We start from the raw sequence: 23,744 nt of genomic DNA, 5'->3' as shown, positions 1-23,744 counted from the left end.
GCGCGCGGCGGGTCAGCGACCTGTGTCGTACGGCACCAGCTCGAACACGGGGTGCCGGTCCGCCTCGGCGACGAACTCCTCCACCGGCGAGTCGAGCGTCGCCGCGAAGTACGGCCGCGTGGGCCGGGACTGGCGCAGGTACTGCCGCAGCACGGGCCCCGCCTCCGCCGGCGACGCCGCGCGCACGACGCACACCTGCCGCGAGAACCCCCGGCGCAGCAGCACGCGCGGGTCGGCCCGGACGTTGTGCACCCAGGAGACGACGCCGTACGGGGCCACCAGCCAGCGCCGCCCGTCGAGGCTGACGAGGGTCGCGGGGTGGGTGCGCGGCAGCCCGGAGCGCCGGCCCCGGGTGGTCAGCAGGAAGGTGCCTGGGACCAGCCCGAGGCGGGCGAACACGCTGGTCACCGCGTCGCCCACGTCCCGGGCACGGCTGCGGCGGAACGTGCGCGGGGCCTGCGGGCCGCCCTCCTGAGGACCGTCGGTCATGGCGGGCTCCCTCCCCCGAACTCCTGCGCCCGGAGCCGGGCGAGGTGGTCGTGCACCAGCGGCAGCACCGACGCGCCCTCGCCGCTGGCGGACGCGACGCGCTTCATCGAGCCCGCGCGCACGTCGCCGACGGCGAAGACGCCGCGCAGCGTCGTCTCCAGGCTGGCCGGCGGGCGGCCGTCCACCCAGCGGTCCTGGGGCACGTCGCGGCCGGTCAGGACGAACCCGTGGTCGTCGCGCGCGACGCCGTCGGGCAGCCAGCCGCAGTCGGGCTCCGCCCCGAGCAGGCAGAACAGGCCGTCGGCGTGGGTCTTCGACCGCTCGCCCGTGTCGAGGTCCTCGGTGATCAGCCACTGCAGCCGGCCGTCGCCCCCGCCGTCGACCACCGCGGTGCGCGGCCGTACCGTGACCGTCGGCGTCGCGGCGATCTCGCGGACGAGGTAGTCGGACATCGTCTCGGCGAGGCTTCCCCGCCGCACCAGGATCGTCACCGAGCCGGCGAACTTCGCCAGGTGCACGGCGGCCTGGCCGGCGGAGTTGCCGCCGCCCACCACGACGACGTCGCGGTCCGTCATCTCGCGCGCCATCGAGCTCGCGGCGCCGTAGTGCACGCCCGCGCCGACCAGCTCGTCGACCCGCGGCACGCCGAGCCGGCGGTAGGAGACGCCGGTCGCGAGCACGACCGTGCGGGCGCACAGCTGCGCGCCGTCGACGTGCACGTGGTGGTGCTCCGGCTCGTCGGCCGGGCCGGGCTCGATCCGCGCCACCGGGCGCCCCGTGTAGAAGCGGGCGCCGAACCGCCCGGCCTGCACGCGCGAGCGCTGCGCGAGCCGCATGCCGGAGATGCCGCGCGGGAAGCCGAGGTAGTTGCGGATCATCGAGCTCGACCCGGCCTGGCCGCCGATCGCGTCGCGCTCCAGCACCACGGTCGACAGACCCTCCGACGCCGCGTACACCGCGGCGGCCAGCCCTGCGGGTCCCGCGCCGACCACCGCCACGTCTGCGATCTCGCCCGGCGGGATGGAGTCGAAGCCGCCGTACATCGCCTCCGCCACGGCCGACGGCGTCGCGCCCGTCAGCACGCGCCCGGCGAACGTGCGCACCACGGGCAGGGCGGCGCCGGGGCCCGCCGCGTCGAGGATCGCGCGCGCCTGGGCGTCGTCGGGGGCGAGCACGCGGTTCGGGATGCCGAGCCGCTCCAGCAGGTCGCGGACGGCGGCCGCCCCGCGGTCGCCCGGCTCCGCGACGACCTCGGTGGACGTCACCGTGGGCCGGGCCACCGACCAGCCCCACTCCGACAGCAGCTCGACGAGCGCGGTGTGGAACTCCTCGTCGCGGGCGCCGCGCGGGATGCCGACGAACGTGTCCATGTCGCGGCGCAGCAGCGCGGCCCGCATCTCGTCCAGGGCGTCGGCGTACTCGTCGCCCGAGATCAGCGCCACCCGCCGCGCGGTGGACACGACGGCGGGCACCTGGTGCAGCAGGTCGACGCCGGTGGAGTCGGGCAGCCGGCGCTCCGCGGCGATCATCGCGACCGGCTCCCGTGCCGCCACCAGGTCGCGCAGCCGATCGAGCGCGGCGTCCGCCGTGCGCACCACCTCGACCCGGTAGTCGCGGTCGTAGCGGGCGCGGAACTCCGCCTCCACCTGCGAGGCGTGGGCGTCGGCGACGAGCAGGATCACGGGACGCTCCGGCATGCGGTCAGCGTAGGCGGGCGCGAGGCTCGGGGCATGACCACGACGTGCGAGCACCTGTCCCGGATCACGCCCGTCCCGCCGGAGACCACCGGCGAGTGCCCCGAGTGCGTGGCGTCCGGGGGGACGTGGGTGCACCTGCGGGCCTGCCTGGAGTGCGGGCACGTCGGGTGCTGCGACTCCTCCCCCGCCCGGCACGCGACGGCGCACTTCCACGCCACGGGGCACCCCGTGATGCGGTCGCTCGAGCCGGGCGAGTTCTGGGGCTACTGCTTCCCGGAGGAGCTGCTCATCTCCGGCCGGGACATGCCGGGGGCGCCCTGAGGCATCGCGCTTGCCCGGAGTAACAGACAATTAACAGAACACCCGTTGACGATCCCATTCCCACCTCGCCACGATGTAGTCACCGCATTCCCGTGCGGCATTTCCTGTTCCGATACGAGGGGGATTCTTCATGCTTTCTGGCCCGCTGAGCGAGCTCCTGGCGTCCGTCGGAGGCCTGGTCACCGACCTGCTCCACCTGCTCGGACTCTGACGGCCTGACCCGACGTCGCGCCGCACCAGAAATGGTGCGGCGCGACTTTTTCATGCCCGACAGAGTCATGTCGTGCGGACATTTCCCGAGCCATTCCTCTCGCCGTACGGAAGCCGAGATGACACCGGAGTGTGAACCACCTCACGCCGGCGACCGGCCGTCGCGACCCGCGCAACTGGTTAGGGTTGCCTTGCCTTAGTCACCGCCGGCGTGCCCGGCCCGTCCACCAGGAGCCCCGTGCGCACCCGGTCCCGCCTCGTCCCGTCCCTCGCCGTCGCCGCGCTGGCGCTCGGCCTCGCCGCCTGCTCGTCCGCCGACGCCGACACGTCCGACGGCGAGCCCGCCGCGGACAGCGCGTCGAGCGGGGCCCCGGGCGCCGCGGCGCCGGAGAACCTGCCCGACGGCTGGACGTTCGCCGCCGGCTCGGACGTGCCGTCGGTCGAGGCCGAGCCCGCGCTGCCCGTCGACGTGGTCGACGGCACCGGCACGGAGGTCACCGTGACCGACGCGAGCAAGATCATCGTGGGTGGCGACGACGTCGCGGAGATCCTCGGCGGCCTCGGGCTGGCCGACCTGGTCTACGCGGCCCCGACCAACAGCGCGTCCGAGGTCTCCCTCGCGGCCCCGGAGCAGTACGAGTTCAGTCAGGAGACCGGCACCGAGGGCCTGCTCTCCCTCGACGGCACCCTGTTCATCGGCAACAACACCGCCCGTCACGGCGACGTCGCGGAGCAGTTCCGCAAGGCCGGGGTGGACGCCGTCGTCGTCGACGACCAGCAGAGCACCGGCGACAAGATCCGTGCCGTCGCGTCGTACCTCGGCGTCGACGAGGCGGGCGAGGAGCTCGCCGCCGACGTCGACGCCCAGCTCGCCGAGGCGTCCCAGACCGCGTCCGGCCTGGGCGACCTGCGGGTGCTCCAGGTGACGTCGTCCGGCGCCGGCGGCGCGAACGCCGTCGTCGGCACGGGCACCGCGGGGGCCGACGTCGCCGAGGCGCTCGGCGTCACCAGCGTGGGCGTCGAGGCGAAGCTGCGCGGGTTCTCGCGCGACTACAGCGACGAGGGCCTGCTGGGCACCGAGCCCGACGTGCTGCTGATGGGCACCGCCGACCTGGAGGAGTGGGGCGGCATCGAGGGCTTCGCGGCCGCCTTCCCGACCCTGCTCGAGACGCCCGCCGGCCAGGCGAACCGCGTCGTCGTCATGCCCGACGACCAGATCAAGGTGAGCGGCCCGGCCTCCGGCGCCGGCGCCCTCGCGCTGGCGCAGGCCCTCGCCGAGACCGCGGAGTGAGGTCCGGGTCCGTGCGCACGGGCTCGGTCCGCCGGGCGCCGCTCCTCGCCGGCGTCACCGTGGGGGGCGTCCTCCTGCTGGCCGCCGTCGTGCTGTCCATCGGCATCGGCCCGATCGGGCTCGCGCCCCGCGAGGTCGTCGCCGTCGTCGCGCACGAGCTGTTCGGCGCGGGCGACGGCGGCGAGCGCCTCGCCACCACGGTCGTGATGGACCTGCGCATGCCGCGCGTGCTGTTCGGGGCCCTCGCGGGGGCGGCGCTGGCCGCGTCGGGCGCCGCCCTCCAGAGCCTGTTCAACAACCCGCTCGCCGACCCGGGCGTCATCGGCGTGAGCGGCGGGGCGTCCGCCGGGGCCGTGCTGGCGATCGTCGCGCTGCCGGCCGCGGGCGCGTCCGCGTGGGCCGTCCCGGCGGCGGCGTTCGCCGGCGGCCTGCTGGCCACCGGCCTCATCTACGCGCTCGCCCGGCCCGGCCGCGGCACCGGCACGTCCCGGCTGCTGCTGGTCGGCATCGCGGTGGGCGCCGCGTGCGCGTCGATCACCGGGTTCTGCACCTTCATGGCCGACGACGACCAGCTCCGCGACATCGTCTTCTGGCAGATGGGCTCCCTCGCCTCCGTGGACTGGACGGAGCTCGCGATCGGGGCCGTCGTCGTGGTGGCCGGCGTCGCCGTGCTGGTCGGGATGCACCGCCGCCTGGACATGCTGACGCTCGGCGAGCGGCAGGCCCGGCACCTCGGGCTCGACGTGACGCGGGCGCGCGCGGTGCTGGTCGTCGTGACCGCGCTGCTCACCGCCGTCACCGTGGCGTTCGCGGGCATCATCGGCTTCGTCGGGCTCGTCGTGCCGCACATCGTGCGGATGGCGTTCGGGCCCGCGCACCGCGCGCTGATCCCGATGTCCGCGCTGGTGGGCGGGCTGCTCATCGTGCTCGCCGACACCGCCGCGCGCACCGTCGCGCCGCCGTCGGAGGTCCCCATCGGGCTGTTCACCTCCGCGCTCGGCGCGCCGTTCTTCCTGTGGCTCGTGCTGCGCGAGCGGCCGGGGGCCGGAGCATGAGCGCCCCGGTCGAGCAGGCCCCGGTCGTGCAAGCGCAGGGCGTGGGCTTCCGCGTCGGCGAGCACGCGCTGCTCGACGACGTGTCCCTGGAGCTGCACGGCGGGAGCGTCGTCGCCCTTGTCGGGCCCAACGGGGCCGGCAAGTCCACGATGCTCGGGCTCGTCTCCGGCGACCGGACACCGACGTCGGGCCGGCTGCTCGTCGCCGGGCGGGCGCCCGCCGCATGGAAGGCCGCCGACCTCGCGCGGCAGCGGTCGGTGATGGTGCAGCAGCACGACGTGCGGTTCGCGTTCAGCGTCCGCGAGATCGTCGCGATGGGGCGCATCCCGCACCCGGCGTCGGACCGCGACGAGTCCGTCGTCGACGCCGCCCTGGCCGACGCCGACCTGGACGCCCTGGCAGGGCGCGACGCCACCACCCTGTCGGGCGGCGAGCTCGCGCGCACCGTCTTCGCGCGCGTGCTGGCGCAGGAGACGCCGCTGGTGCTGCTCGACGAGCCCACCGCCGCGCTCGACCTGCGCCACCAGGAGGCGGTGATGCGCACGTCGCGGCGCCTCGCCGACGCCGGCGCGTGCGTCGTCGTCGTGCTGCACGACCTGACGCTCGCCGCCCGGTACGCGGACCGCGTCGCCGTGTTCCACGGCGGCCGACTCGTCGCCGACGGCGACCCGCGCGCCGTGATCACCGAGGAGCGCGTCGCCGAGGTGTACGGGCAGAAGGTGTGCGTGCTCGACCATCCAGTGTCCGGGCTGCCGCTGGTGGTGCCGGTATGACGGGCTGGGACGACTGGCGGCCCCTGGAGCGGCCCGCCGGGCGACCGGCGGTCGAGGTGCTCCGCGCCCCCGAGCCGATGCTGACCGGCGGTAGCCCGGACGTCGCGCTTCGACCGGGCGGGCGCGCGCACGTGACGTTCCGGCTGCACGCGCCGGAGGCCCGCGCGGTGGCGCTGGCCGCGAGCGGGTGGTGGCAGCCGCAGCGGCCCGACGTGTGCGACCTCGCGCCGCGGCCCGACGGCTGGTGGCAGGGCACGTTCGACGTCCCGGACGACTGGGAGGCGAGCTACCGGTTCCTGGTGCACCAGGGGGCCGGCGAGCCGGGCTGGTGGGCCCACGGCCTGCGCGACCCGGGCAGCCCCGGCCGGCGGGACCCGCTCAACCCGCGCGGCCACGCCGCCGGTCGCGGCATGGCGAGCTCGGCGCTCTGGCTGCCCGGCGCGGGCGAGCGGCCCTGGCTGGCCGGCTTCGGCGACACCGACGCCGTCCCGCCGCGCCTCACCAGCCATGGCCCTTCGACCCGCGACGGCGAGCCCCGCGCCTGGTGGTGGGCGCCCGAGACGGACGACCGGCTGCCGCTGCTCGTGCTGCTCGACGGCGAGGCGCACGCCGAGCGCCTCGGCACCGCGCGGGTGCTCGCGGACGCCGTCGCCGCCGGGGCTCTGCCCCCGGTCGCCGTGGTCATGGTGGCGTCCGGGCCGGACCGTGCGGCGGTGCTGGGGGTGCCCGGCGGCGTGGCGCGCTGGGTGGGCGAGGACCTGGTGCCGCGGCTGCGGCGCGACGGGGTGGGTGGCCGTCGCGTCGACGACGACCCGCGCCGCACCGTCGTCGCCGGGTCGAGCTTCGGCGGGCTGTCCGCGCTGTTCGTCGCGGCACGGTTCCCCGACGCCGTGGGCTCCGCCGTCGCGCAGTCGCCGTCGCTGTGGCGCTACCCGCCCGGCGCGCTCGTGGAGCCGCTGGCCCGCGCCGCGCCGCGGCTCCGGCTGCAGGCGGGCCGGTACGAGGGCGCGGCCGCGTCCGAGGAGCTGGCTCGCGCGCTCGTGCTGCGCGGGGTGGACGTGTCGTCCCAGGTCGTGACCGGCGGCCACGACTGGGCGTGGTGGGTGCCACGCACGGTCGAAGCGACGGCGGACCTGCTGGCGTGAGGTCCGCCGGGCGCCGTCACCCGACCGCGGCGACCGTGCCGGCCGCGGCGGCGAGCAGCGCGAGGTAGGTCCAGGCGTGCAGCCGGTCGGGGATGCGGGGCGGGCGGCGGCGCAGGAGCACCACGACGGGGATCGCCCCGACCAGCAGCGCCGCCGCCGATCCGACGTCGACGCCGCCCACCAGGCCCGGCGCGGGCGCCACGCCACCCCGCACGAGCAGGGAGACCGCGAGCGCCGGCGCAGCGATCGCGAGGGTCAGCGGGTTCGCCAGGGCGGTCGCGGCCGCCATGGTGGCGCCGCCGCGCCGCATCATCGGGACGGTCATCACGCTGCCGCCCACGCCGAGGAACGCGGCGACCGCCCCGACCGGCGCGCCCACCCAGCCGGCCAGGGCGCCGCGCGCCGACCCGCCGGGGCGGGCGGACGACGGCGGCCGGAGGAATCCGGGGCGCACCAGCAGGTCGACGATCGTGACGCCCACGTAGGCGACGAAGCCCCAGCGCAGCAGCGGGTCCGGGGCGAACCGGCCGGCGAAGGCGCCGAGCGCCCCGCCGGCGGCGAGCAGGACGAGCAGGACGCCGCCGCCGCGGAGCCCGCGCAGCACCTCGGGGCGGGTGGCGGCGGTGGCCACGGCGGCGTTGACGAGCATGACGAGGGCCGACGTCGCGACGGCGACCCGGACGGCGTCGCCGCCGAGACCGACGTCGACCACCGTGATCACGGGCACGGTCACGAAGCCGCCGCCGAAGCCGAAGAGCACGGTCGTCACACCGACGGCGAGGCCGACCAGGACGAGCAGGAGGAAGGACACGCCCTCCATGACACGCCCCCGCCCGCGGGGCGGACTACCGACGGACCGTCGATTTCCTTCGAGACTTCGCCACCGGCGCCCGTACGGTGGAGGAGTGCGCAACGTGCCCGTCGCCGACTACGACCACCTCCCGGTCGACGTCCTGCCGATCGGGACGGACTACCCGCCCGGCTACCTGCTGCCGCGTCACGAGCACCGCCGGGCGCAGCTGCTCTACGGCGCCAGCGGGGTGATGCTCGTCGAGACGGACGAGGGGTCCTGGACCGTGCCGACCGACCGTGCCGTCATGATCCCGCCGCGCGTGCCGCACGAGGTCCGCATGCTCGACGTCTCCACCTGGAGCCTGTACATCGAGCCCGCGGCCGTGCCGTGGTGGCCCACGCAGTGCATCGTCGTCGACGTCCGCCCCCTGCTGCGCGAGCTCCTGCGCGCGTCGGCCGCATTCCCCGCCGAGGTCGAGGCGGGCGGGCACGAGGACGCGGTGCTGCGCCTGGCGCTGTGGGAGCTGCGCGACGTCTCGCCGGTGCCGCTGGCGATCTCGCTGCCGCGCGACGAGCCGTTCCGCGCGCTGTGCCGCGGCTACCTGGCGGCGCCCGACGTGGCGGTGAGCAACGCGGGCTGGGCCCGGAGCGCGGCGATGAGCGAGCGGACGTTCGACCGGCGCTTCCGCGAGCAGGCCGGCACGAGCCCCGCCGCCTGGCGCGCCCGCGCCCGCCTGCTGGCGAGCCTGCGGATGCTGCCCGGCTCGTCGGTGACGGCGGTCGCCGCGCGCCTCGGGTACGCGTCGCCCGCCGCCTTCACGGCGGCGTTCACGCGAGCCTTCGGGACGCCTCCCTCCCGGTTCTCGTGACAGACCGTCACCCGACCGGGCGCACGCGCAGGATCTCGGTCCGCGCGATCGCCCGGTCGCGCACGTCGAGCCGGGCCTCCCGGTCGGGGTCGGCCAGGTAGGCCGCGAGCGCGTCCTCGTCGGGCATCTCGATGAGCTGCACCTCGGTCGGCTGCACCGCGCCGTGGGCGGCGTCGTCGGTGTGCGCCACGTTGGTCACGCGCTGCAGCACCCTCCCCCCGTGTCGCGGCACCAGCGCGAGCACCTCGGTCTCGTAGTCCTCCAGCGCCCGGGCCTCGCCGTCGGCTGCCCACAGCAGCACGCACAGGGTGATCGCCATCGTCCACCTTCTCTCTCGCGGTCGTGCCGCCGATCCTGTCAGCCCGGCGTCGTCAGGCCTGCGCGCCTCGCGGATGCGACGCGCCCTGGCCGTAGCGGCGACGGAACTTCTCGACGCGGCCGGCGGTGTCGACGACGCGCGCTGCCCCGGTCCAGAACGGGTGGCTGGCGCTCGAGATCTCGACGTCGACGACGGGGTAGGTGTTCCCGTCCTCCCACTCGACGGTGCGCGCGGGGCGGCCCGGGCCGGACGCGGCGTCGCCGGCCAGCGTGGAGCGCGTGAGGAACGCGGTGCCCGCGCTGGTGTCGCGGAAGACGATGGGCCCGTAGGTGGGGTGGATGTTCTGCTGCATGGTTCAGCGCTCCTCTCGGAAGTCGACGTGCCGGCGCACGACGGGGTCGTACTTGCGCAGCACGACCCGGTCGGGGTCGTTGCGGCGGTTCTTGCGGGTGACGTACGTGAATCCGGTGCCCGCCGTCGAGCGGAGCTTGACGATCGGGCGCAGGTCGGTGCGGGTGGCCATCCGGCTGCTCCTCGCGCGGTCGAGGTGAGAACCGTTCTCACCTGCCGAGGTCACAACCCGCGACCCCCCTCGGACATTCCCGGGAACACCCGCGCCGCGGGCCGACGTTGCCCCCGACGGCCGGCGGGCCGGGGGCGACGTACGCTCCTCGCGGGCCCGCACCTCACGACGGACGGGAGACACGCATGGCGCCACGCGCACTGGCCGAACGGCTGCGCACCGAGTCGGGCGCGGCCCTGCTGCTGGTGGGCGTCACCCTGCTGGCGCTGCTGTGGGCCAACTCGCCGCTGTCCGGCTGGTACGAGGACCTCTGGGCGCTGCCCGTCAACGTCGACGTCGGCGACCTGCGCTTCGACATGGACCTGCACCACTGGGTCAACGACGGCCTCATGGTGCTGTTCTTCTTCGTCGTCGGCCTCGAGGTGCGCCAGGAGCTGGCGATCGGCTCGCTGCGGCAGCGCAGCTCGCGCCTGGTGCCGCTCGTCGCGGGGACGCTCGGCGTCGTCGTGCCCGCGCTGGTCTTCCTCGCCGTCGCCGGCCGGGCCGACCCGCACGGCTGGGGAGTCGTCGTCGGCACGGACACGGCCTTCCTGCTGGGCGTGCTCGCCCTGGTCGGGCCGACGATGTCGAGCCAGCTGCGCGTCTTCCTGCTCACGCTGTCCGTGGTGGACGACTTCCTCGCCGTGGGGATCATCGGCGTCGTCTACTCCGAGGACGTGCGGCTCGCGCCGCTCCTCGTGGCGCTCGCCGCGCTCGGCGTCCTGTGGCTGCTGGGCCGCATGCGCGAGTGGCGCAGCGCGCCGTACGTGCTCGTCGTCGTGGTGCTGTGGGGCGCGACCGTGCAGGCCGGCGTCCACCCCTCGATCGCCGGCATGCTGGCCGGACTGCTGGTGCCCGCCGTCGCCACCCGCCGCGACGACGTGCTCGAGGCCAAGAGCCTGTTCCGCGACTACTGGCAGTCGCCCAGCGCCAGCGTGGCCCGCAACGCCCGCGTCGGCCTCGCACGCTCCATCTCCGTCAACCACCGCCTGCACGACGTGCTGCGTGGCCCCGTGTCCCTCGTCGTCGTGCCGCTGTTCGCGCTCGCCAACGCGGGCATCGACCTGCGCGGCGGCGCGCTGGGCGCGGCCCTCGGCTCCGTCATCACGTGGGGCGTCGTGGCGGGGCTCGTGGTGGGCAAGCTCGTGGGCATCGGGCTCGGCACCTGGGGCGCCGTGCGCGCCCGCCTCGGCACCCTGCCCGACGGCGTCGGGCCCGGCAGCGTGCTCGGGGGCGCCGCCCTGTCCGGCATCGGGTTCACCGTGTCGCTGCTGGTCGTGGACCTGGCGTTCGACGGCACGCCCGCCGGCCAGGCGGCGACGGTCGGCATCCTCATCGCGATGGCGGCGTCCACGCTGCTCGGCTGGGCGATCTTCACCGTCGCGCGCGTGCGCTACGGCGAGGCGAGCGCCGACCTGCCCGTGGCGCTCACCCCCGCCGTCGACCCGGAGCGCGACCACGCCAAGGGCGACGACGACGCCGCGCACACCGTGGTCGAGTACCTCGACTTCGAGTGCCCGTTCTGCGCCCGCGCCACCGGGATGGGCGCCGAGCTGCGCGGGCACTTCGGCGACCGGGTGCGGTACGTCGTGCGGCACCTGCCCCTGGAGGACGTGCACCCGCACGCCTACCTCGCCGCCGTCGCGTCCGAGGCCGCGGAGCGCCAGGGCCGGTTCTGGGAGATGCACGACCGGCTGTTCGCCCACCAGTCGCGGCTCGAGCCCGACGACCTGCGCGAGCACGCCGCCGCGATCGGGCTCGACCTCGAGCGGTTCGACGCCGACATGGCCGACGATGCCCTGCACGCCCGGGTCCGCGCGGACGAGCAGAGCGCCGCCGCGTCCGGGGCGCGCGGCACGCCGACGTTCTTCCTCGACGGCGTCCGCCACCGCGGCCCGCACGACGCGCGCACGCTCATCGCCGCGCTCGAGGCGAACGAGACCGACCCGGCGGCCCGTCGGCGCTCGTGACCCGGGCCCCGGCGGGCAGGCGGAGCGGCGTCAGCGGCCGAAGCCGACGGCCTTGAACGCCTCGGTCTGCTGACGGATGCCGACCTCGGTGGGCAGGCGCTCGATGGAGCTCGCGCCGAAGAAGCCGACCACGCCCTGCGTGCCTTCCAGCACGTACTGCGCGTCCGCCGGCTCGGCGATCGGGCCGCCGTGGCACAGCACCAGCACGTCCGGGTTCACCTTCACCGCGGCGTCGCGGATCTCCTGGATCCGCCCGACGCACTCGTCGAGGGTCAGGGCGGTGGACGCGCCGATCGAGCCCTTGGTCGTCAGGCCCATGTGCGGCACCAGCACGTCGGCGCCCGCCTGCGTCATCGCGACCGCCTGCTCGACGTCGAACACGTACGGCGACGTGAGTAGCTCGCGCTCGTGCGCCGCGGCGATCATGTCCACCTCGAGGTCGAACCCCATGCCGGTCTCCTCGAGGTTCTGCCGGAAGACGCCGTCGATGAGGCCGACCGTCGGGAAGTTCTGCACGCCCGCGAAGCCCGCCTCCTTCACCTGGTCGAGGAACCGGCCCATGACCCGGAACGGGTCGGTGCCGTTGACGCCCGCGAGGACCGGGGTGTCCTTGACGACCGGCAGCACCTCGTCGGCCATCTCCATGACGATGGCGTTCGCGTCGCCGTAGGCCAGCAGCCCGGCGAGCGAGCCGCGGCCCGCCATCCGGTAGCGGCCCGAGTTGTAGATGATGAGCAGGTCGATGCCGCCCGCCTCGGCCGACTTGGCCGAGATGCCCGTGCCGGCGCCGCCGCCGATGATGGGGCGGCCGGCGGCGACGGTGGCGCGGAGGCGGTCGAGTGCGGTGCTGCGGTCCATGGCGTGGCTCCTGTGCTGTCGGGTCTGCTGTCGGGTGTCCTGAGGGGCGCGGGTGCGGGTCAGTCGTGCTGGGCGACGAGCGCGTGCAGGCGGCGGGCGGCGTCGCGCCCGAAGCCGGGGTCGTTGAGGTGGGCGTCGACGTCGACGACCTCGACGTCGCTGCCGGCGAGGCCCTCGCGCAGCGCGCCGAACAGGGCGGCGTCCGCGGCCTCGTCGCGGAACGGCTCGCCGTCGGCGTCGATCCCGCTGACGCCGCGCAGCGGCAGCAGGAGCGTCACGGGTCCGCGCGCGGCGCCGAGCTTGGCCGCGATGCGCCGGCCGAGCTCGGCGTTCTCCTCGGGCGTGGTCCGCATGAGCGTCACGGTGGGGTTGTGCACGACGAACGTGCGGTCGTCGAAGCGCGCCGGGACGGTGGCCCGGGGGCCGAAGTTCACCATGTCGAGCGCGCCCAGCGAGACGACCTGCGGCACGCCCTCCTGCCCGGCGGCCTCGAGCCGGTGCGGCCCGGCGCTGAGGACCCCGCCCACCAGGTCGTCGGCGAGCTCGGTCGTGGTGAGGTCGAGGACGCCCGCCAGCCGCCCGTCGCGCGCGAGCTTCTCCAGCGCGCGGCCGCCCGCCCCGGTGGCGTGGAAGACCAGGGGCTCGTAGCCGAGCTCGACCAGCTCGGCACGCGCCTCGTCCACCGCCGGCGTCGTGAGGCCGAACATGGACAGCCCGACCAGCGGGCGGTGCGCGCCGCCGGCCCGGGCCTGGGTGCGGTGCGCCCGGTGCTCGCCCGCCATCGCCACGACGGCGGCCACGGCGTTGCCGAAGACCTGCTCGGAGACCGAGTTGATCCCGGCCACGTCGACCACGGAGTACACGAGCGTCACGTCGGACTCGCCGACGTACGGGGAGACGTCCCCCGACGCCATCGTGGACACGAGGAGCTTGGGCGCGCCGACGGGCAGCGCCTGCATCGCGCGCGACGCCACCGACGAGCCGCCGGAGCCGCCGACGGCCAGGACGCCGTCGACGCGCCCCTGCTCGTACAGGTCGACGACGACGGCGGCCACGCCGGCGGCCATCGCCTCCATCGCGGCGCCGCGGTCGCCCGACGCACGCAGGGCGTCCAGGTCGTGGCCCGCCGCGGCCGCGACGTCGTGCGCCGAGACGTCCGCCGCCGCGTCGGAGAACGTGCCGACGTCGATCGTCAGCGCCTCCGCGCCGTGCGAGCGGACGCGGTCCGCCAGCCAGGCGTACTCGGCGCCCTTCGTGTCCATCGTGCCGATCAGTGCCACCGTGGGCTGGGTGGGCATGGGTTCCTCCTTCTGCTCGTCCTCGAGCGGTCTGACGACCATCGTGCGTCGCCGCCGCCCGGCCGGCGTGGTCCACTTGGAGGCAAGTGGACCAAGGTGTGGACCACGGTGCGGGAGGGGGCGGCGCGTGGCCACGTCGGCGGAGGCGGACCGCGTCGCGCGGCTGCTCGGCGCGTGGCGGCGCGACGACGTCCCCGCGCACGCCGCCCTCAGGGAGGGTCTCACCGAGCTCGTCGACGGATCCCACCTGCCCGCCGGGTGGCGTATGCCCGGGCAGCGCGAGCTCGCCGACGCGCTCGGGATCGCGCGCGGCACGGTCGCCCGCGCCTACGCGGACCTCACCGCGCAGGGCCGCCTGGTGGGCCGGCACGGCTCCGGCACGTACGTGCGCCGGGCCGGCGGGCTGCGGCGCCCCGGCGAGGGGCGGCTCATGACCTTCGACGACCGGGTGGCGCCCGTCGTCGACCTCTCCTCCGGCGCGCTCCCCGGCAGCGAGCACGTCGCGCGGGTGATGCCCGAGGTCGGGCGGCTGCTGCACGAGCACCACCTCGACGAGTCCGGTTACCACCCGGCCGGCCTGCCCGAGCTGCGCGCCGCCCTGGCCGCCGAGCTCACCGCGCGGGGCACGCCGACCGCCGCCGAGGAGGTCATGGTCACGGCCGGCTCGCAGCAGGCGGTGTGGTTGGTGGCCACCGCGCTCACCGGCCCCGGCACGCTCACGGTCGTCGAGGACCCGACGTACCGGGGCGCGCTCGAGGCCTTCGCCGGGGCGGGTGGGCGGGTGCGCGGCGTGCCGTTCGGCCCGACCGGGATCGACGTCGGGCTGCTCGACGCCGCCCTCGCGAGCGCCGACCTGCTCTACGCGCAGACCTCCCTGCACAACCCGACCGGCGTCCACACCGCCCGCCCGCGGCGCCGCGCGATCGCGGAGGCCGCCGCCCGGCACGACGTGCTCGTCGTCGACGACCAGTCGCAGGCCGACCTCGGCTGGACGCGGTCGGAGCCGGTGCGAGGGCTCGACGGCCTGGTGGACCCCGCGCGGCTGCTGGTGCTCGGCACCCTGTCCAAGCTGTTCTGGGGCGGCCTGCGCATCGGGTGGGTGCGGGGGCCGCGCGAGATCGTCGCCCGGCTCACGGACCTGCGCCGGGGCCTCGACCTCGGCAGCCCGGTGACCGACCAGCTCGCCGCCCTGCTGCTGCTCCCGCGGGCCGCCGACCAGCGGGAGTCGCGCCGGGCGTTCCTCGCCGAGCGCTTCGCGGCCACGCGTGCGGTGCTCCGGGAGTCCGTGCCGACCTGGCGGTGGTGGCTCCCGGCCGGCGGCTCGGGCCTGTGGGTGGACACCGGCGTCGACGCGGCGGACCTGGCGGGCCGCGCCCTCGCGCACGGGGTGCGGCTCACCCCCGGCCCGTCCTTCTCCCCGCACGGCGCCCACCGCACGTTCGTGCGCCTGCCCGTGTGGCACCCCCAGGACCAGCTCGCGGAGGCGATGGCCGTCGTCGCGGAGCTGGCCGGCGCGGCGCAGAGTGCGAGAGGATGACCAGATGGCATACCAAACCGACCCCGTGACCCCGGACGACCTCCCGTTCCTGCGGCGGTGCGTGGACCTCGCGCGCGAGGCGCTCGAGGACGGCGACGAGCCGTTCGGCTCGCTGCTGGTGGACGCCTCCGGCGCGGTGGTGTTCGAGGACCGCAACCGCGTCGCCGGCGGCGACCAGACCCGTCACCCCGAGCTCGAGATCGCGCGCTGGGCGGCGGCGCACCTGACGCCGCAGGAGCGCGCGGGCGCGACGGCGTACACGTCGGGCGAGCACTGCGCGATGTGCAGCGCCGCGCACGCCTGGGTGGGGCTCGGCCCCATCGTGTACGCGACCAGCACGGCACAGCTCATCGCGTGGCTGCAGGAGTGGGGCGTCGCGCCCGGGCCCGTGACCCCGCTGGCCGTGGGCGACGTCGCGCCCGGCGTCCCCACGCGCGGCCCCGCCCCGGAGCTCGCCGACGAGGTCCGCGGCCTGCACGCGCGCCTGCACGGGATGCAGGACCCCGCCTGACGATGTTTGCCTGGGGAACATGAGCGACTCCCCCGATCCCGCCCCCGCCCGCAGCCCCTGGACCTGGCGGGTGATCGTGCTCGCCGCCGTCGTGGTGGTCGCCGTCGTCGTCTGGCTCGTCGTGCGCGACGGCGACGGCGACGGCGCCACGGCCGCGTCGCAGTCCCCCACCGCGACGGCGACGCAGGACGCCTCCGCGTCCCCCGATCCCTCTGCCTCGCCCACGACGACGGGCGCCGCCGGCTGCGCGGCCACCGACGACGGCACCCCGGAGGACGCGGACACCCACGAGTCGGTGGACGTCGACGGCGACGGCGAGGCCGACACGGCGTGGCTCACCGGCGGCGCCGACCGCCGCTTCGGGATCACGACGGCGTCGGGCGCCACGTTCTCGGCGGCGATCGACTCGGCGAGCCCGCAGCGCGCGTCGGCCGTCGTGAACGTCGTGGCGGCGGGCGACGGCACGGCCCCGATCGCGCTCGTCGACACCGGCCGCGAGGTGCTGCTGTTCTCGGCCGCCGACTGCGACCTCGCGGCGACGCAGAACCTCGCGGGCGCGCCCTACACGTTCGACAAGGGGTTCACCGGCCAGGGCACGGGCGTCGGCTGCACCGAGGTCGACGGGGCGCTGCACCTCGCGGGCCTGAACGCGACCTCCGCCGACGGCAGCGCCTTCACCGTCGAGCGCACGTTCGTCGACCTGGACGACGGCGCCCTGAACGCCTCGAACGGCGACCGGTCGACCGTCGCCGAGGACGCCGGGCCCGACGACCCGGCGGTCGTCACCGCGCAGGAGACCAGCTGCGGCGAGCTCGTCGTCGGCGAGGACGGGCCGGTGGAGCCGGAGTCCTGACCTCCCGGCGCCCGACCTCCTTGCGCCGCGCATCGACGTCGATCAATATGAGGGCATGCCCGCCCTCCCCGACGGCACCCGGCCGTCCGTCCTGTTCGTCTGCGTGCACAACGCCGGCCGCTCCCAGATGGCCGCCGGGTTCCTGAGCGCGTTGTCGGGCGGCGCCGTCGAGGTCCGTTCCGCCGGCTCGATGCCCGCCGACCGCATCAACCCCGTCGCCGTCGAGGCGATGGCCGAGGCGGGCGTCGACCTCGCCGGCGAGCAGCCGAAGGTCCTCACCACCGACGCCGTGCGCGCCTCCGACGTCGTGATCACCATGGGCTGCGGCGACGCCTGCCCGATCTTCCCCGGCAAGCGCTACGAGGACTGGGAGCTCGACGACCCCGCCGGCCAGGGTCTCGACGCGGTGCGGCCCATCCGCGACGACATCGAGCGCCGCGTACGCGGGCTGCTCGCCTCCCTCGGCGTCGGCCCCGTCGAAACCCGGCACCCACTGGTTGAGCCTGTCGAAACCCGGTCGCTGGGTTTCGACAGGCTCAACCGACGGTGGGGCTGAGGGTGACCAGCTGCGGCTCGGCCGGAGCGGGCCCGCAGCACGACCCGGCGGACTCGCCGTCCGCCTCCAGCGCGAGGTCGCTGGAGCACACGCCGGTGGCGGGCAGGTCCAGCTCGACGGCGTCGGCCGCCGCACGGTCCCCAGCCAGCGCCGCGGCGACGGACCGCACCTGCTCGTACCCGGTGGCCAGGAGGAACGTCGGGGCGCGGCCGTAGGACTTCATGCCGACCAGGTAGAAGCCGTCGTCCGGGTGCGACAGCACCGCCTCGCCGTGCGGCGGCACCGTGCCGCACGAGTGCTGGTTGGGGTCGATGAGGGGCGCCAGCGCGCTCGGGGCCTCGACGACGGGGTCGAGGTCGAGGCGAACCTCGCGCAGCATGCCCAGGTCGGGGCGGAAGCCCGTCGCGTTGACGATCGCGTGCACGTCGAGCTCGAGCCGCTGGTCCTTGGCCGTGCCGAGCACCCGCACCGACTCGGCCCCCGGGACGAGCTGCTCGATCGACACCCGGGTGAGCAGCCGCAGGCGCCCGGCCTCGACGGCGTCGCGCAGCCGGGTGCCCAGCAGCCCGCGGGCGGGGAGCTCGTCGTCCGTGCCGCCGCCGAACAGCCGGCGGGCCGACCCGCCGCGGATCGCCCACGTGATCGTGGTGCCCGGCGCCGTCTCGGACAGCTCCACCAGGCCGAGCAGGGTGTTCGCCGCCGAGTGGCCCATGCCGACCACGAGGGCGTGGCGGCCCGCGAAGCGGTCGTGGTCGGCTCCCAGGACGTCGGGCAGCGGGCCGGTGACGAACGGCGCAGCGTCGGGCTCCCCGGCCGCGGGCAGCCCGCTCCCGCCGAGGGGGTTCGACGTCGAGAACGTGCCGGACGCGTCGATCACCGCGCGGGCGAGCACGTCCTGCACGCGCCCGTCGGCGCCCACCGTGCGCACCCGGTAGCCGCGACGGTCGCGGCCCAGCGAGCGGGTCTTGTCCGCCCCGTCCCGCGCGACCGCGAGCACCCGCGTGCCCGTGCGCAGCCGGGAGGCGATCTCCGGCGTCGCCGCCAGCGGGGCGAGGTAGCCGTCGACGAGCTCACGCCCGGTCGGCAGGGCGTCGGGGTCGGGCGACGTCCAGCCGGCGGGCTCCAGCAGGCGGCGCGCCGCGGCATCGACGTCGTACCGCCACGGCGAGAACAGCCGCACGTGCCCCCACGACGAGATCGCCGCGCCGGCCCGCTCGCCGGCCTCCAGCACCCACGGCTCCAGCCCACGCTCCAGCAGGTGCGCCGCCGCCGCCAGCCCCACCGGGCCCGCCCCGATCACGATCACCGGCAGCTCTGCTCGCGCCGTCTCGACCATCTCGCGCTCCCTCATATAGATGAACTTCGATGACTGACCGAGGTCAACGTATCCATGTTCTTCGATGCGTGGCAAGATGGTCGCATGACGACGACAGACGCCTGCTGCGGCAGCGTGGCGCCGGCGGTCGACGTCGCCGCGGCCCGCGACCTCGCCCGCACGTTCAAGGCCCTCGCCGACCCGACGCGCGTGCAGCTCCTGTCGATCGTCACCGCGCACGAGGGCCACGAGGCGTGCGTCTGCGATCTCACCGAGCCGGTCGGGCTGTCCCAGCCCACCGTCAGCCACCACCTCAAGATCCTCGTCGAGGCGGGGCTGCTCGAGCGCGAGCAGCGCGGGCGCTGGGCGTACTACCGCGCCGTGCCGGGCGCCGTCGCCGAGCTGGCCGACTCGGTGGCGACCCTCGTTCCGGCGCTCATGCCGGAGCCGGCGCCCGCCTCCGCGTGAGGAACAGCACCGGGATCAGCAGCAGCGACAGGACGCCGCCGCCCAGCGCCAGGGTCGCGTAGCCTGCCCCCGCCATCACGACGCCGGACATCGCGCCGCCGCCCGCTCCGGCGAGCGCGATGAGCACGTCCACCGTGCCCTGCGTGCGGGCGCGCGTGGCCGGGGTCGTCGCGTCGACGATGAGCGCCGTCCCCGCGATGAGGCCGAAGTTCCACCCCAGCCCCAGCAGCGCGAGCGACAGCACCAGCAGGCCCGTCGAGTCGCCGGGCGCCACCGCCCCGGTGACGCCGGCGAGGAGCAGCGTCACGCCGGCGGCTGCGGCCATAGGCACCCGCCCCACCCGGTCCACGAGCACGCCCGTCACCAGCGACGGCAGGAACATCGCGGCCACGTGGATGCTGATCACCAGGCCCACGTCGCCCAGGTCGTGGCCGTGGCCTCGCATGTGCACCGGCGTCATCGTCATGATCGCGACCATCGCGACCTGCGTCAGCACCATCACCGTGGCGCCGACGACGACGCCGGCGGGCACGGCACGGCGCGGGCCGGCGTCGTCGTCGGGCGGCCGCGCGGCCGCGGCGTCGTCGGCGCGGGCCAGGTCCTTCGCGACGAGGAACGGGTCCGGGCGCAGGAAGGCGAACAGCGTGCCGCCGGCGGCGAGGAACGCGACCGCGGCGAGCAGGAACGGCCCCGCCAGCGCCGGCAGGCCGAGCGACGTCGCGAGGCCGCCGAGCGGCTCCACGAGGTTCGGCCCCGCCACCGCGCCCAGCGTCGTGGACACCATCGCGACGCTGACCGCCGTCGCCCGCCGGTCCGGGGCCGCGAGGTCGGTGCCCGCGTACCGGGCCTGGAGATTGGTCGACGTGCCGGCGCCGTAGACGAACAGCGACACCAGCAGCAGCGGGACGACGTCGAGGGCCGCGGCCGCCACCACGCCCACCGCCCCGAGCCCGCCCGCGGCGAAGCCCAGCCCCAGGCCGGTGCGCCGTCCGGCCCGCTGCGTGATCCGGCCGACCAGGAACGCCGCGAGCGCCGAGCCGAGCGTGAACAGCATGGTGGGCACCCCGGCGAGCCGGTCGGTGCCGAGCATCTCCTGCGCGAGCAGCGCCCCGACCGTGACGCCCGCGGCCAGGCCCGCGCCACCCAGCACCTGGCTCGCCACGACGACGATCAGCGTGCGGCGCTGCAGGCGACGCAGCTCCTCGGGCGTGGGCACCACCGAGCACCTCCGGGTCCGTCGCGGGCACCGGCAGCGTAGCCCGCCCGGCACGGTCAGAGGGCGGTGACGACCTGCGGCACCCGCGCCCGGTCGGGCCAGGCGACGCCGAGCCGGCGGGTGGTGCGCGGCGCGAGCGGCACGTAGACCGGGTCGGCGGCGTCGGGCCGCTCGGGGCGGGGCAGCACGGCGACGCCCATCCCCGCGGCGACGAGGCCGCGGATGGTGTCGACCTCGCTGGACTCGAACGCGACGTCCACCTCGACGCCGTGCTCGGTGAGCATGCCCTCGACGACGCCCCGCAGCTCGGTGGTGCGCGAGAACGCGACGAACCGCTCCCCCGCCAGGTCCGCGACGCCGGCTCCCGCGCGGCCGGCCAGCCGGTGGCCGGGCGGGACGGCGACGCACAGCACCTGCTCGTGCAGCAGGCGCCAGCCGGTGGTGCGCGTGGGCGGCGGGGGCGTGACGAGCGCGAGGTCCAGCACGTCGTCGTCCAGCCAGCCGAACAGGTCCTGCGCGAAGCCCTGGCGCAGCTCGAAGCGGCGGTCCGGGTCGTCGCGACGCAGCTCGGTGACGACGCGCGGCACCAGCCACCGCGCCACCGACTGCAGGAAGCCCAGGCGCACCGTCCGCGCGCCGAGCGCCTCCTGGCGCACGTGCCGGCGCGCCACCTCGATCTCGTCGAGCACCCGCGCGGCGTCGCCCCGGAAGCTCACGCCCGCGCGGTTGAGCGCGATCCGGCGCCCGTGCCGGCGGAACAGCTCGACGCCGAGCCCCGCCTCCAGCCGGGCGAGCGTGCGCGACACCGTCGACTGGTCCACCCGCAGCAGCGCCGCCGTGTCGCGGGTGCTCTCCGTCTCGCACAGGGACAGGAACACCCGCAGGGTCTGCTCGTCCATGACCTCTCCCCTCGTCAGATGCGATCCTCGCATCATGACCGGCGCCTGGATCATTTGGCGCATCGACCCCGGCGAGGCACCGTGGTCCGGTGACCACCGCCCCCGCCGTCCAGGCACCGCCCCTGACCGGCCACCGCCCCGGGTCGCGGGCGTACCGCCGCACGCTGCTGGGGCTGGCGGCGGGCGGCCTCGCGAACTTCTCCCTGCTCTACTACGTGCAGCCGCTGCTGCCGCAGGTCGCCGCCCACTACGACGTGTCGGCGGGCGCATCGGCCCAGGTGCTCTCGGTGACGACGGCGGCGATGGCGGTCGCACTGCTCGCGGTCGGGCCGGTCGCGGACCGGTTCGGTCGGGTCGAGGTGATGCGCTGGTCGCTGCTGGCGTCCGGCGTGCTGGGGCTCGCGAGCGCCTTCGCCCCGACGTGGGGCAGCCTGCTGGTGCTGCGCGGCCTGGCAGGCGTGGCGCTCGCCGGGCTGCCCGCCGTCGCGCTCGCGTACCTGCGCGAGGAGATGCACCCCGGCGCGCACGCCCGCGCCAACGCGGCGTACATCGCCGGCACGGCGGTCGGCGGCGCGGTCGGGCGGCTCGTACCCGGGCCGCTGGCCGCCATCGGCGGGTGGCCGCTCGCCACCGAGGTGCTCGCCGGCACCACCCTCCTCGCCGCCGGCGCCCTGTGGGTGCTCGTGCCGCGCTCGGCCCGGTTCACGCCGCGGCCGCTGCGGCTCGGCAGCGTGCTGACCGCGACGGCATCGGCGTTCCGCGACCCGGTCGTGGCGCTGCTGTGCGCCGTCGGCTTCGCCAGCATGGGCACCTTCGTCGGCGTCTACAACGCCGTGGCGTTCCGCCTGGAGGCGCCGCCGTTCTCGCTCGGCCACGCCGTCACGCTCGTCTACCTCGCCTACCCGGTCGGGATCGTCACGCCGTCGGTCGCGCAGGTGCTGGCGCGACGCCGCGGGCGCGGCACCGCCGTCGTCACCGGCCTGCTGCTGCTCGCCGTCGGGGTCGCCGTCACCGCGCCGCCGTACGTGGCGACCGTCGTCGCGGGGCTCGGCGTGCTGACCGTCGGGTTCTTCTGCGCGCACTCGCTGGTCAGCGGCTGGGCGGTGGACCGCGCGCACCGGCAGGGGCGCGGAACGGCGCAGGCGTCCAGCGCGTACCTGTTCGCCTACTACGTCGGCAGCGCCGTCATGGGCGCCGTCACGACGCACGTCTGGGAGGACGCCGGCTGGTCGGGCGTCGTGGTCGTGTCGGGGCTGACCACGGCCGTCGCCGTCGCCGCGGCCGCCGTCGCGGCGCGCCTCGACCGGCGGCCTGCCACGGCCTAGGGACGCCTAGGCCCGGCGCACGGTGTAGCGCAGGTGGGTCACCCGGTGCCCCTGCGTGGTCTCGGGACCGTCGAGCACGACCGGCGTCGTGCCGATCGCGTCGAAGTACCGGGTGCCGCCGCCGAGCAGCACCGGCACGAGGTCGAGCACCACCTCGTCCACGAGCCCGGCCGCGATCCCCTGGCTCGCGATCTCGCCGGCGTTCAGCCCGACGTCGAGCCCGCCCGCGACCTGGTGCGCTGCCGCTACGGCGTCGTGGAGGCCCGTGGTGACGAACGTGAACGGCGCGCCCGGGTAGCGCTCCACCCAGTCCTGCGGCACCCGGTGCGTCAGCACGACGACCGGCTTGTCCAGGGGGTGGAGGCCGTCCCAGCCGTTCGTCATGTCGAACAGGCGCCGTCCGACCACCAGCGCGCCGATCCGCGCCATGGCGGCGGTGAGGTAGTCGTGGTCGGCGTCCGACAGGCGGAACGGGATCTCCGGGTGCGTGCTCGGGAACGTCCGCTCTCCGCCCTCGTACCAGGCGAAGAGGTGCTCGAAGCCCGAGCCCTCCGGGCCGGCGATGAACCCGTCCAGGGAGACGCTCGCGCTGACGCTCACGAGCCCGGTGGCTGCGCTCATGGGATGACCTCCGTCGGGTCGGTTCGTCCTCCCCTGTCCGACGACGGGGCCGCCGCGGACTCATCGGTGCTCGGGTGATCCCCTGAGCCGGCCCTGACCCCGGCGTCGTCCCCAGGTCGTACGGACCTGCCGCCAGGTTCCCCTCCCGGGCCGACGACGGCGCCACCTGCGGGTTCGTAGCGTCGAGGACATGACGCAGCACGAGAACCACCACGACCACCACCGCAGCACCCACCGCACCGACGTCTCCGCCGTCACCACGTCGCCCGTGCGCCGCTACCGCGGCGTCGGCGTGCTGGCCCTCGCGTCCGTCGTCGCCGTCACGACGACGGCGTGCGGCGCCATCTCGGAGGCGCTGCAGGACCGGAGCTCCGGGCACACCAAGGCGTTCACCTACGACAGCGGCGCGGACGGCAAGGCCGACGAGGGCCTGCCCTCCTGGGTGTCCGACGACGCCTCCGACGTCCGTGGCGTCTTCCGCACCACGGGCGACGAGGTGATCCTCACCATGGACGCCGACGTGGCGTCCCTGCCGTCCGACTGCACGTCCGTGGACGCCGACCACCCGCTCGTCGCGGAGCCCGCGCGAGGCACCCTCACCGCCGACGACTACCGCACCGGCTCGACGCTGAAGGCGAGCTGGTGGACCGCCGGCCAGGAGCAGGACGCGACCCTCCAGTGCGACGGCTGGTGGGTCGGCACGAAGGACGGCGCCCTGTTCGCCTTCACGCCGGAGCTCAAGGCCGTGAAGATCGAGGACCAGCTCGACCCGGCGTGACCAGGGCACCGGGCTC

General features: G+C 75.8%; 25 protein-coding genes and 1 pseudogene. 14 read left to right on the top strand and 12 right to left on the bottom strand.

The genetic code is table 11. From position 1 onward, the window contains the following. Nucleotides 1-12: 12 nt before the first annotated feature. Together AAG589_RS19565 and AAG589_RS19560 are read right to left on the bottom strand one after the other, a co-directional pair. Nucleotides 13-489 (bottom strand): nitroreductase family deazaflavin-dependent oxidoreductase, encoded by a 477-nt coding sequence (locus AAG589_RS19565; protein ID WP_430568962.1) that lies wholly within the window; start codon nt 487-489, stop codon nt 13-15. Further along, nucleotides 486-2,186 (bottom strand): FAD-dependent oxidoreductase, encoded by a 1,701-nt coding sequence (locus AAG589_RS19560; RefSeq protein WP_430568961.1) that lies wholly within the window; start codon nt 2,184-2,186, stop codon nt 486-488. The genes AAG589_RS19565 and AAG589_RS19560 overlap by 4 nt, the downstream gene beginning before the upstream one ends. A 33-nt stretch (nt 2,187-2,219) precedes the next feature. Here AAG589_RS19560 and AAG589_RS19555 point away from each other — a divergent pair, with 33 nt between their 5' ends. The 5 genes from AAG589_RS19555 to AAG589_RS19535 all read left to right on the top strand — a co-directional run bounded on the left by AAG589_RS19555 (nt 2,220) and on the right by AAG589_RS19535 (nt 6,981). Beyond that, nucleotides 2,220-2,507, top strand: a complete 288-nt coding sequence (locus tag AAG589_RS19555) for a UBP-type zinc finger domain-containing protein (RefSeq protein ID WP_446719770.1) — start codon at nt 2,220-2,222, stop codon at nt 2,505-2,507. Nucleotides 2,508-2,955: 448 nt separating this feature from the next. Further along, nucleotides 2,956-4,008, top strand: coding sequence for an ABC transporter substrate-binding protein (locus tag AAG589_RS19550; RefSeq protein WP_430568960.1), 1,053 nt, complete (start codon nt 2,956-2,958; stop codon nt 4,006-4,008). 11 nt (nt 4,009-4,019) lie between these two features. Further along, nucleotides 4,020-5,063 carry a FecCD family ABC transporter permease gene (locus AAG589_RS19545; protein WP_430568959.1) on the top strand — a complete coding sequence of 348 codons (1,044 nt, stop codon included), beginning with the start codon at nt 4,020-4,022 and terminating at the stop codon, nt 5,061-5,063. Further along, nucleotides 5,060-5,836 carry a heme ABC transporter ATP-binding protein gene (locus AAG589_RS19540; RefSeq protein ID WP_430568958.1) on the top strand — a complete coding sequence of 259 codons (777 nt, stop codon included), beginning with the start codon at nt 5,060-5,062 and terminating at the stop codon, nt 5,834-5,836. The genes AAG589_RS19545 and AAG589_RS19540 overlap by 4 nt, the downstream gene beginning before the upstream one ends. Beyond that, nucleotides 5,833-6,981, top strand: coding sequence for an alpha/beta hydrolase (locus AAG589_RS19535; protein WP_430568957.1), 1,149 nt, complete (start codon nt 5,833-5,835; stop codon nt 6,979-6,981). The genes AAG589_RS19540 and AAG589_RS19535 overlap by 4 nt, the downstream gene beginning before the upstream one ends. Nucleotides 6,982-6,997: 16 nt before the next feature. On the opposite strand, the gene AAG589_RS19530 is transcribed toward AAG589_RS19535, so the two are convergent. Beyond that, nucleotides 6,998-7,792, bottom strand: a complete 795-nt coding sequence (locus AAG589_RS19530; protein WP_430568956.1) for a TSUP family transporter — start codon at nt 7,790-7,792, stop codon at nt 6,998-7,000. 94 nt (nt 7,793-7,886) lie between these two features. Here AAG589_RS19530 and AAG589_RS19525 point away from each other — a divergent pair, with 94 nt between their 5' ends. Further along, nucleotides 7,887-8,642, top strand: a complete 756-nt coding sequence (locus AAG589_RS19525) for an AraC family transcriptional regulator (RefSeq protein WP_430568955.1) — start codon at nt 7,887-7,889, stop codon at nt 8,640-8,642. Nucleotides 8,643-8,649: 7 nt separating this feature from the next. Here AAG589_RS19525 and AAG589_RS19520 read toward each other — a convergent pair whose 3' ends face one another. The 3 genes from AAG589_RS19520 to rpmG are packed head-to-tail and all read right to left on the bottom strand — an operon-like array spanning nt 8,650 to nt 9,484. Next, complete coding sequence (locus AAG589_RS19520) at nt 8,650-8,961, bottom strand: hypothetical protein (RefSeq protein WP_430568954.1); 312 nt, start codon at nt 8,959-8,961, stop codon at nt 8,650-8,652. A 52-nt stretch (nt 8,962-9,013) separates the two neighbouring features. Further along, entirely contained in the window at nt 9,014-9,313 is a 300-nt protein-coding gene (locus AAG589_RS19515) for a type B 50S ribosomal protein L31 (RefSeq protein ID WP_430568953.1), read from the bottom strand. Nucleotides 9,314-9,316: 3 nt separating this feature from the next. Next, nucleotides 9,317-9,484 carry a 50S ribosomal protein L33 gene (gene rpmG / locus AAG589_RS19510; RefSeq protein WP_079573907.1) on the bottom strand — a complete coding sequence of 56 codons (168 nt, stop codon included), beginning with the start codon at nt 9,482-9,484 and terminating at the stop codon, nt 9,317-9,319. Nucleotides 9,485-9,669: 185 nt separating this feature from the next. Here rpmG and nhaA point away from each other — a divergent pair, with 185 nt between their 5' ends. Next, nucleotides 9,670-11,493, top strand: coding sequence for a Na+/H+ antiporter NhaA (gene nhaA / locus AAG589_RS19505; protein WP_430568952.1), 1,824 nt, complete (start codon nt 9,670-9,672; stop codon nt 11,491-11,493). A 30-nt stretch (nt 11,494-11,523) separates the two neighbouring features. Here the strand turns inward: nhaA and AAG589_RS19500 are convergent, their stop codons facing one another. Continuing rightward, a complete protein-coding gene (locus tag AAG589_RS19500; protein ID WP_430568951.1) occupies nt 11,524-12,351 on the bottom strand; it encodes a phosphoenolpyruvate hydrolase family protein in 828 nt (275 codons plus the stop codon). Between the two features lie 59 nt (nt 12,352-12,410). Next, nucleotides 12,411-13,649, bottom strand: coding sequence for a Tm-1-like ATP-binding domain-containing protein (locus tag AAG589_RS19495; protein WP_430568950.1), 1,239 nt, complete (start codon nt 13,647-13,649; stop codon nt 12,411-12,413). A 127-nt stretch (nt 13,650-13,776) separates the two neighbouring features. Between AAG589_RS19495 and AAG589_RS19490 the strand changes: the two genes are divergently transcribed. From AAG589_RS19490 to AAG589_RS19475, 4 genes and pseudogenes are all read left to right on the top strand, one after another. Then, a complete protein-coding gene (locus AAG589_RS19490) occupies nt 13,777-15,186 on the top strand; it encodes an aminotransferase-like domain-containing protein (protein ID WP_430568949.1) in 1,410 nt (469 codons plus the stop codon). Between the two features lie 4 nt (nt 15,187-15,190). Further along, nucleotides 15,191-15,697, top strand: a complete 507-nt coding sequence (locus AAG589_RS19485; protein WP_430568948.1) for a nucleoside deaminase — start codon at nt 15,191-15,193, stop codon at nt 15,695-15,697. Between the two features lie 19 nt (nt 15,698-15,716). Next, nucleotides 15,717-16,550, top strand: a complete 834-nt coding sequence (locus AAG589_RS19480) for a hypothetical protein (protein WP_430568947.1) — start codon at nt 15,717-15,719, stop codon at nt 16,548-16,550. A 55-nt stretch (nt 16,551-16,605) separates the two neighbouring features. Then, nucleotides 16,606-17,028 (top strand): annotated as a pseudogene (locus tag AAG589_RS19475) (arsenate reductase ArsC); the annotation flags it as partial. A 58-nt stretch (nt 17,029-17,086) separates the two neighbouring features. On the opposite strand, the gene AAG589_RS19470 reads toward AAG589_RS19475, so the two are convergent. Continuing rightward, nucleotides 17,087-18,442 carry an FAD-dependent oxidoreductase gene (locus tag AAG589_RS19470; protein WP_430569222.1) on the bottom strand — a complete coding sequence of 452 codons (1,356 nt, stop codon included), beginning with the start codon at nt 18,440-18,442 and terminating at the stop codon, nt 17,087-17,089. 84 nt (nt 18,443-18,526) lie between these two features. Between AAG589_RS19470 and AAG589_RS19465 the strand changes: the two genes are divergently transcribed. Further along, nucleotides 18,527-18,889 carry an ArsR/SmtB family transcription factor gene (locus AAG589_RS19465; RefSeq protein ID WP_430568945.1) on the top strand — a complete coding sequence of 121 codons (363 nt, stop codon included), beginning with the start codon at nt 18,527-18,529 and terminating at the stop codon, nt 18,887-18,889. Here AAG589_RS19465 and AAG589_RS19460 read toward each other — a convergent pair. Together AAG589_RS19460 and AAG589_RS19455 are read right to left on the bottom strand one after the other, a co-directional pair. Next, nucleotides 18,858-20,105 carry an MFS transporter gene (locus tag AAG589_RS19460; protein WP_430568944.1) on the bottom strand — a complete coding sequence of 416 codons (1,248 nt, stop codon included), beginning with the start codon at nt 20,103-20,105 and terminating at the stop codon, nt 18,858-18,860. The genes AAG589_RS19465 and AAG589_RS19460 overlap by 32 nt on opposite strands. Before the next feature lie 56 nt (nt 20,106-20,161). Then, nucleotides 20,162-21,004, bottom strand: coding sequence for a LysR substrate-binding domain-containing protein (locus AAG589_RS19455; RefSeq protein ID WP_430568943.1), 843 nt, complete (start codon nt 21,002-21,004; stop codon nt 20,162-20,164). Between the two features lie 89 nt (nt 21,005-21,093). Between AAG589_RS19455 and AAG589_RS19450 the strand changes: the two genes are divergently transcribed. Further along, a complete protein-coding gene (locus AAG589_RS19450) occupies nt 21,094-22,329 on the top strand; it encodes an MFS transporter (protein ID WP_430568942.1) in 1,236 nt (411 codons plus the stop codon). A gap of 6 nt (nt 22,330-22,335) precedes the next feature. On the opposite strand, the gene AAG589_RS19445 is transcribed toward AAG589_RS19450, so the two are convergent. Then, nucleotides 22,336-22,950, bottom strand: a complete 615-nt coding sequence (locus AAG589_RS19445) for a dihydrofolate reductase family protein (protein WP_430568941.1) — start codon at nt 22,948-22,950, stop codon at nt 22,336-22,338. Between the two features lie 190 nt (nt 22,951-23,140). Here AAG589_RS19445 and AAG589_RS19440 point away from each other — a divergent pair, with 190 nt between their 5' ends. Further along, complete coding sequence (locus AAG589_RS19440; RefSeq protein ID WP_430568940.1) at nt 23,141-23,728, top strand: hypothetical protein; 588 nt, start codon at nt 23,141-23,143, stop codon at nt 23,726-23,728. Nucleotides 23,729-23,744 lie beyond the last annotated feature (16 nt).

The organism is Isoptericola sp. F-RaC21, from assembly GCF_038593535.1.
Lineage (GTDB): Bacteria > Actinomycetota > Actinomycetes > Actinomycetales > Cellulomonadaceae > Isoptericola.
This window is presented reverse-complemented; position numbering and strand designations above follow the sequence as displayed.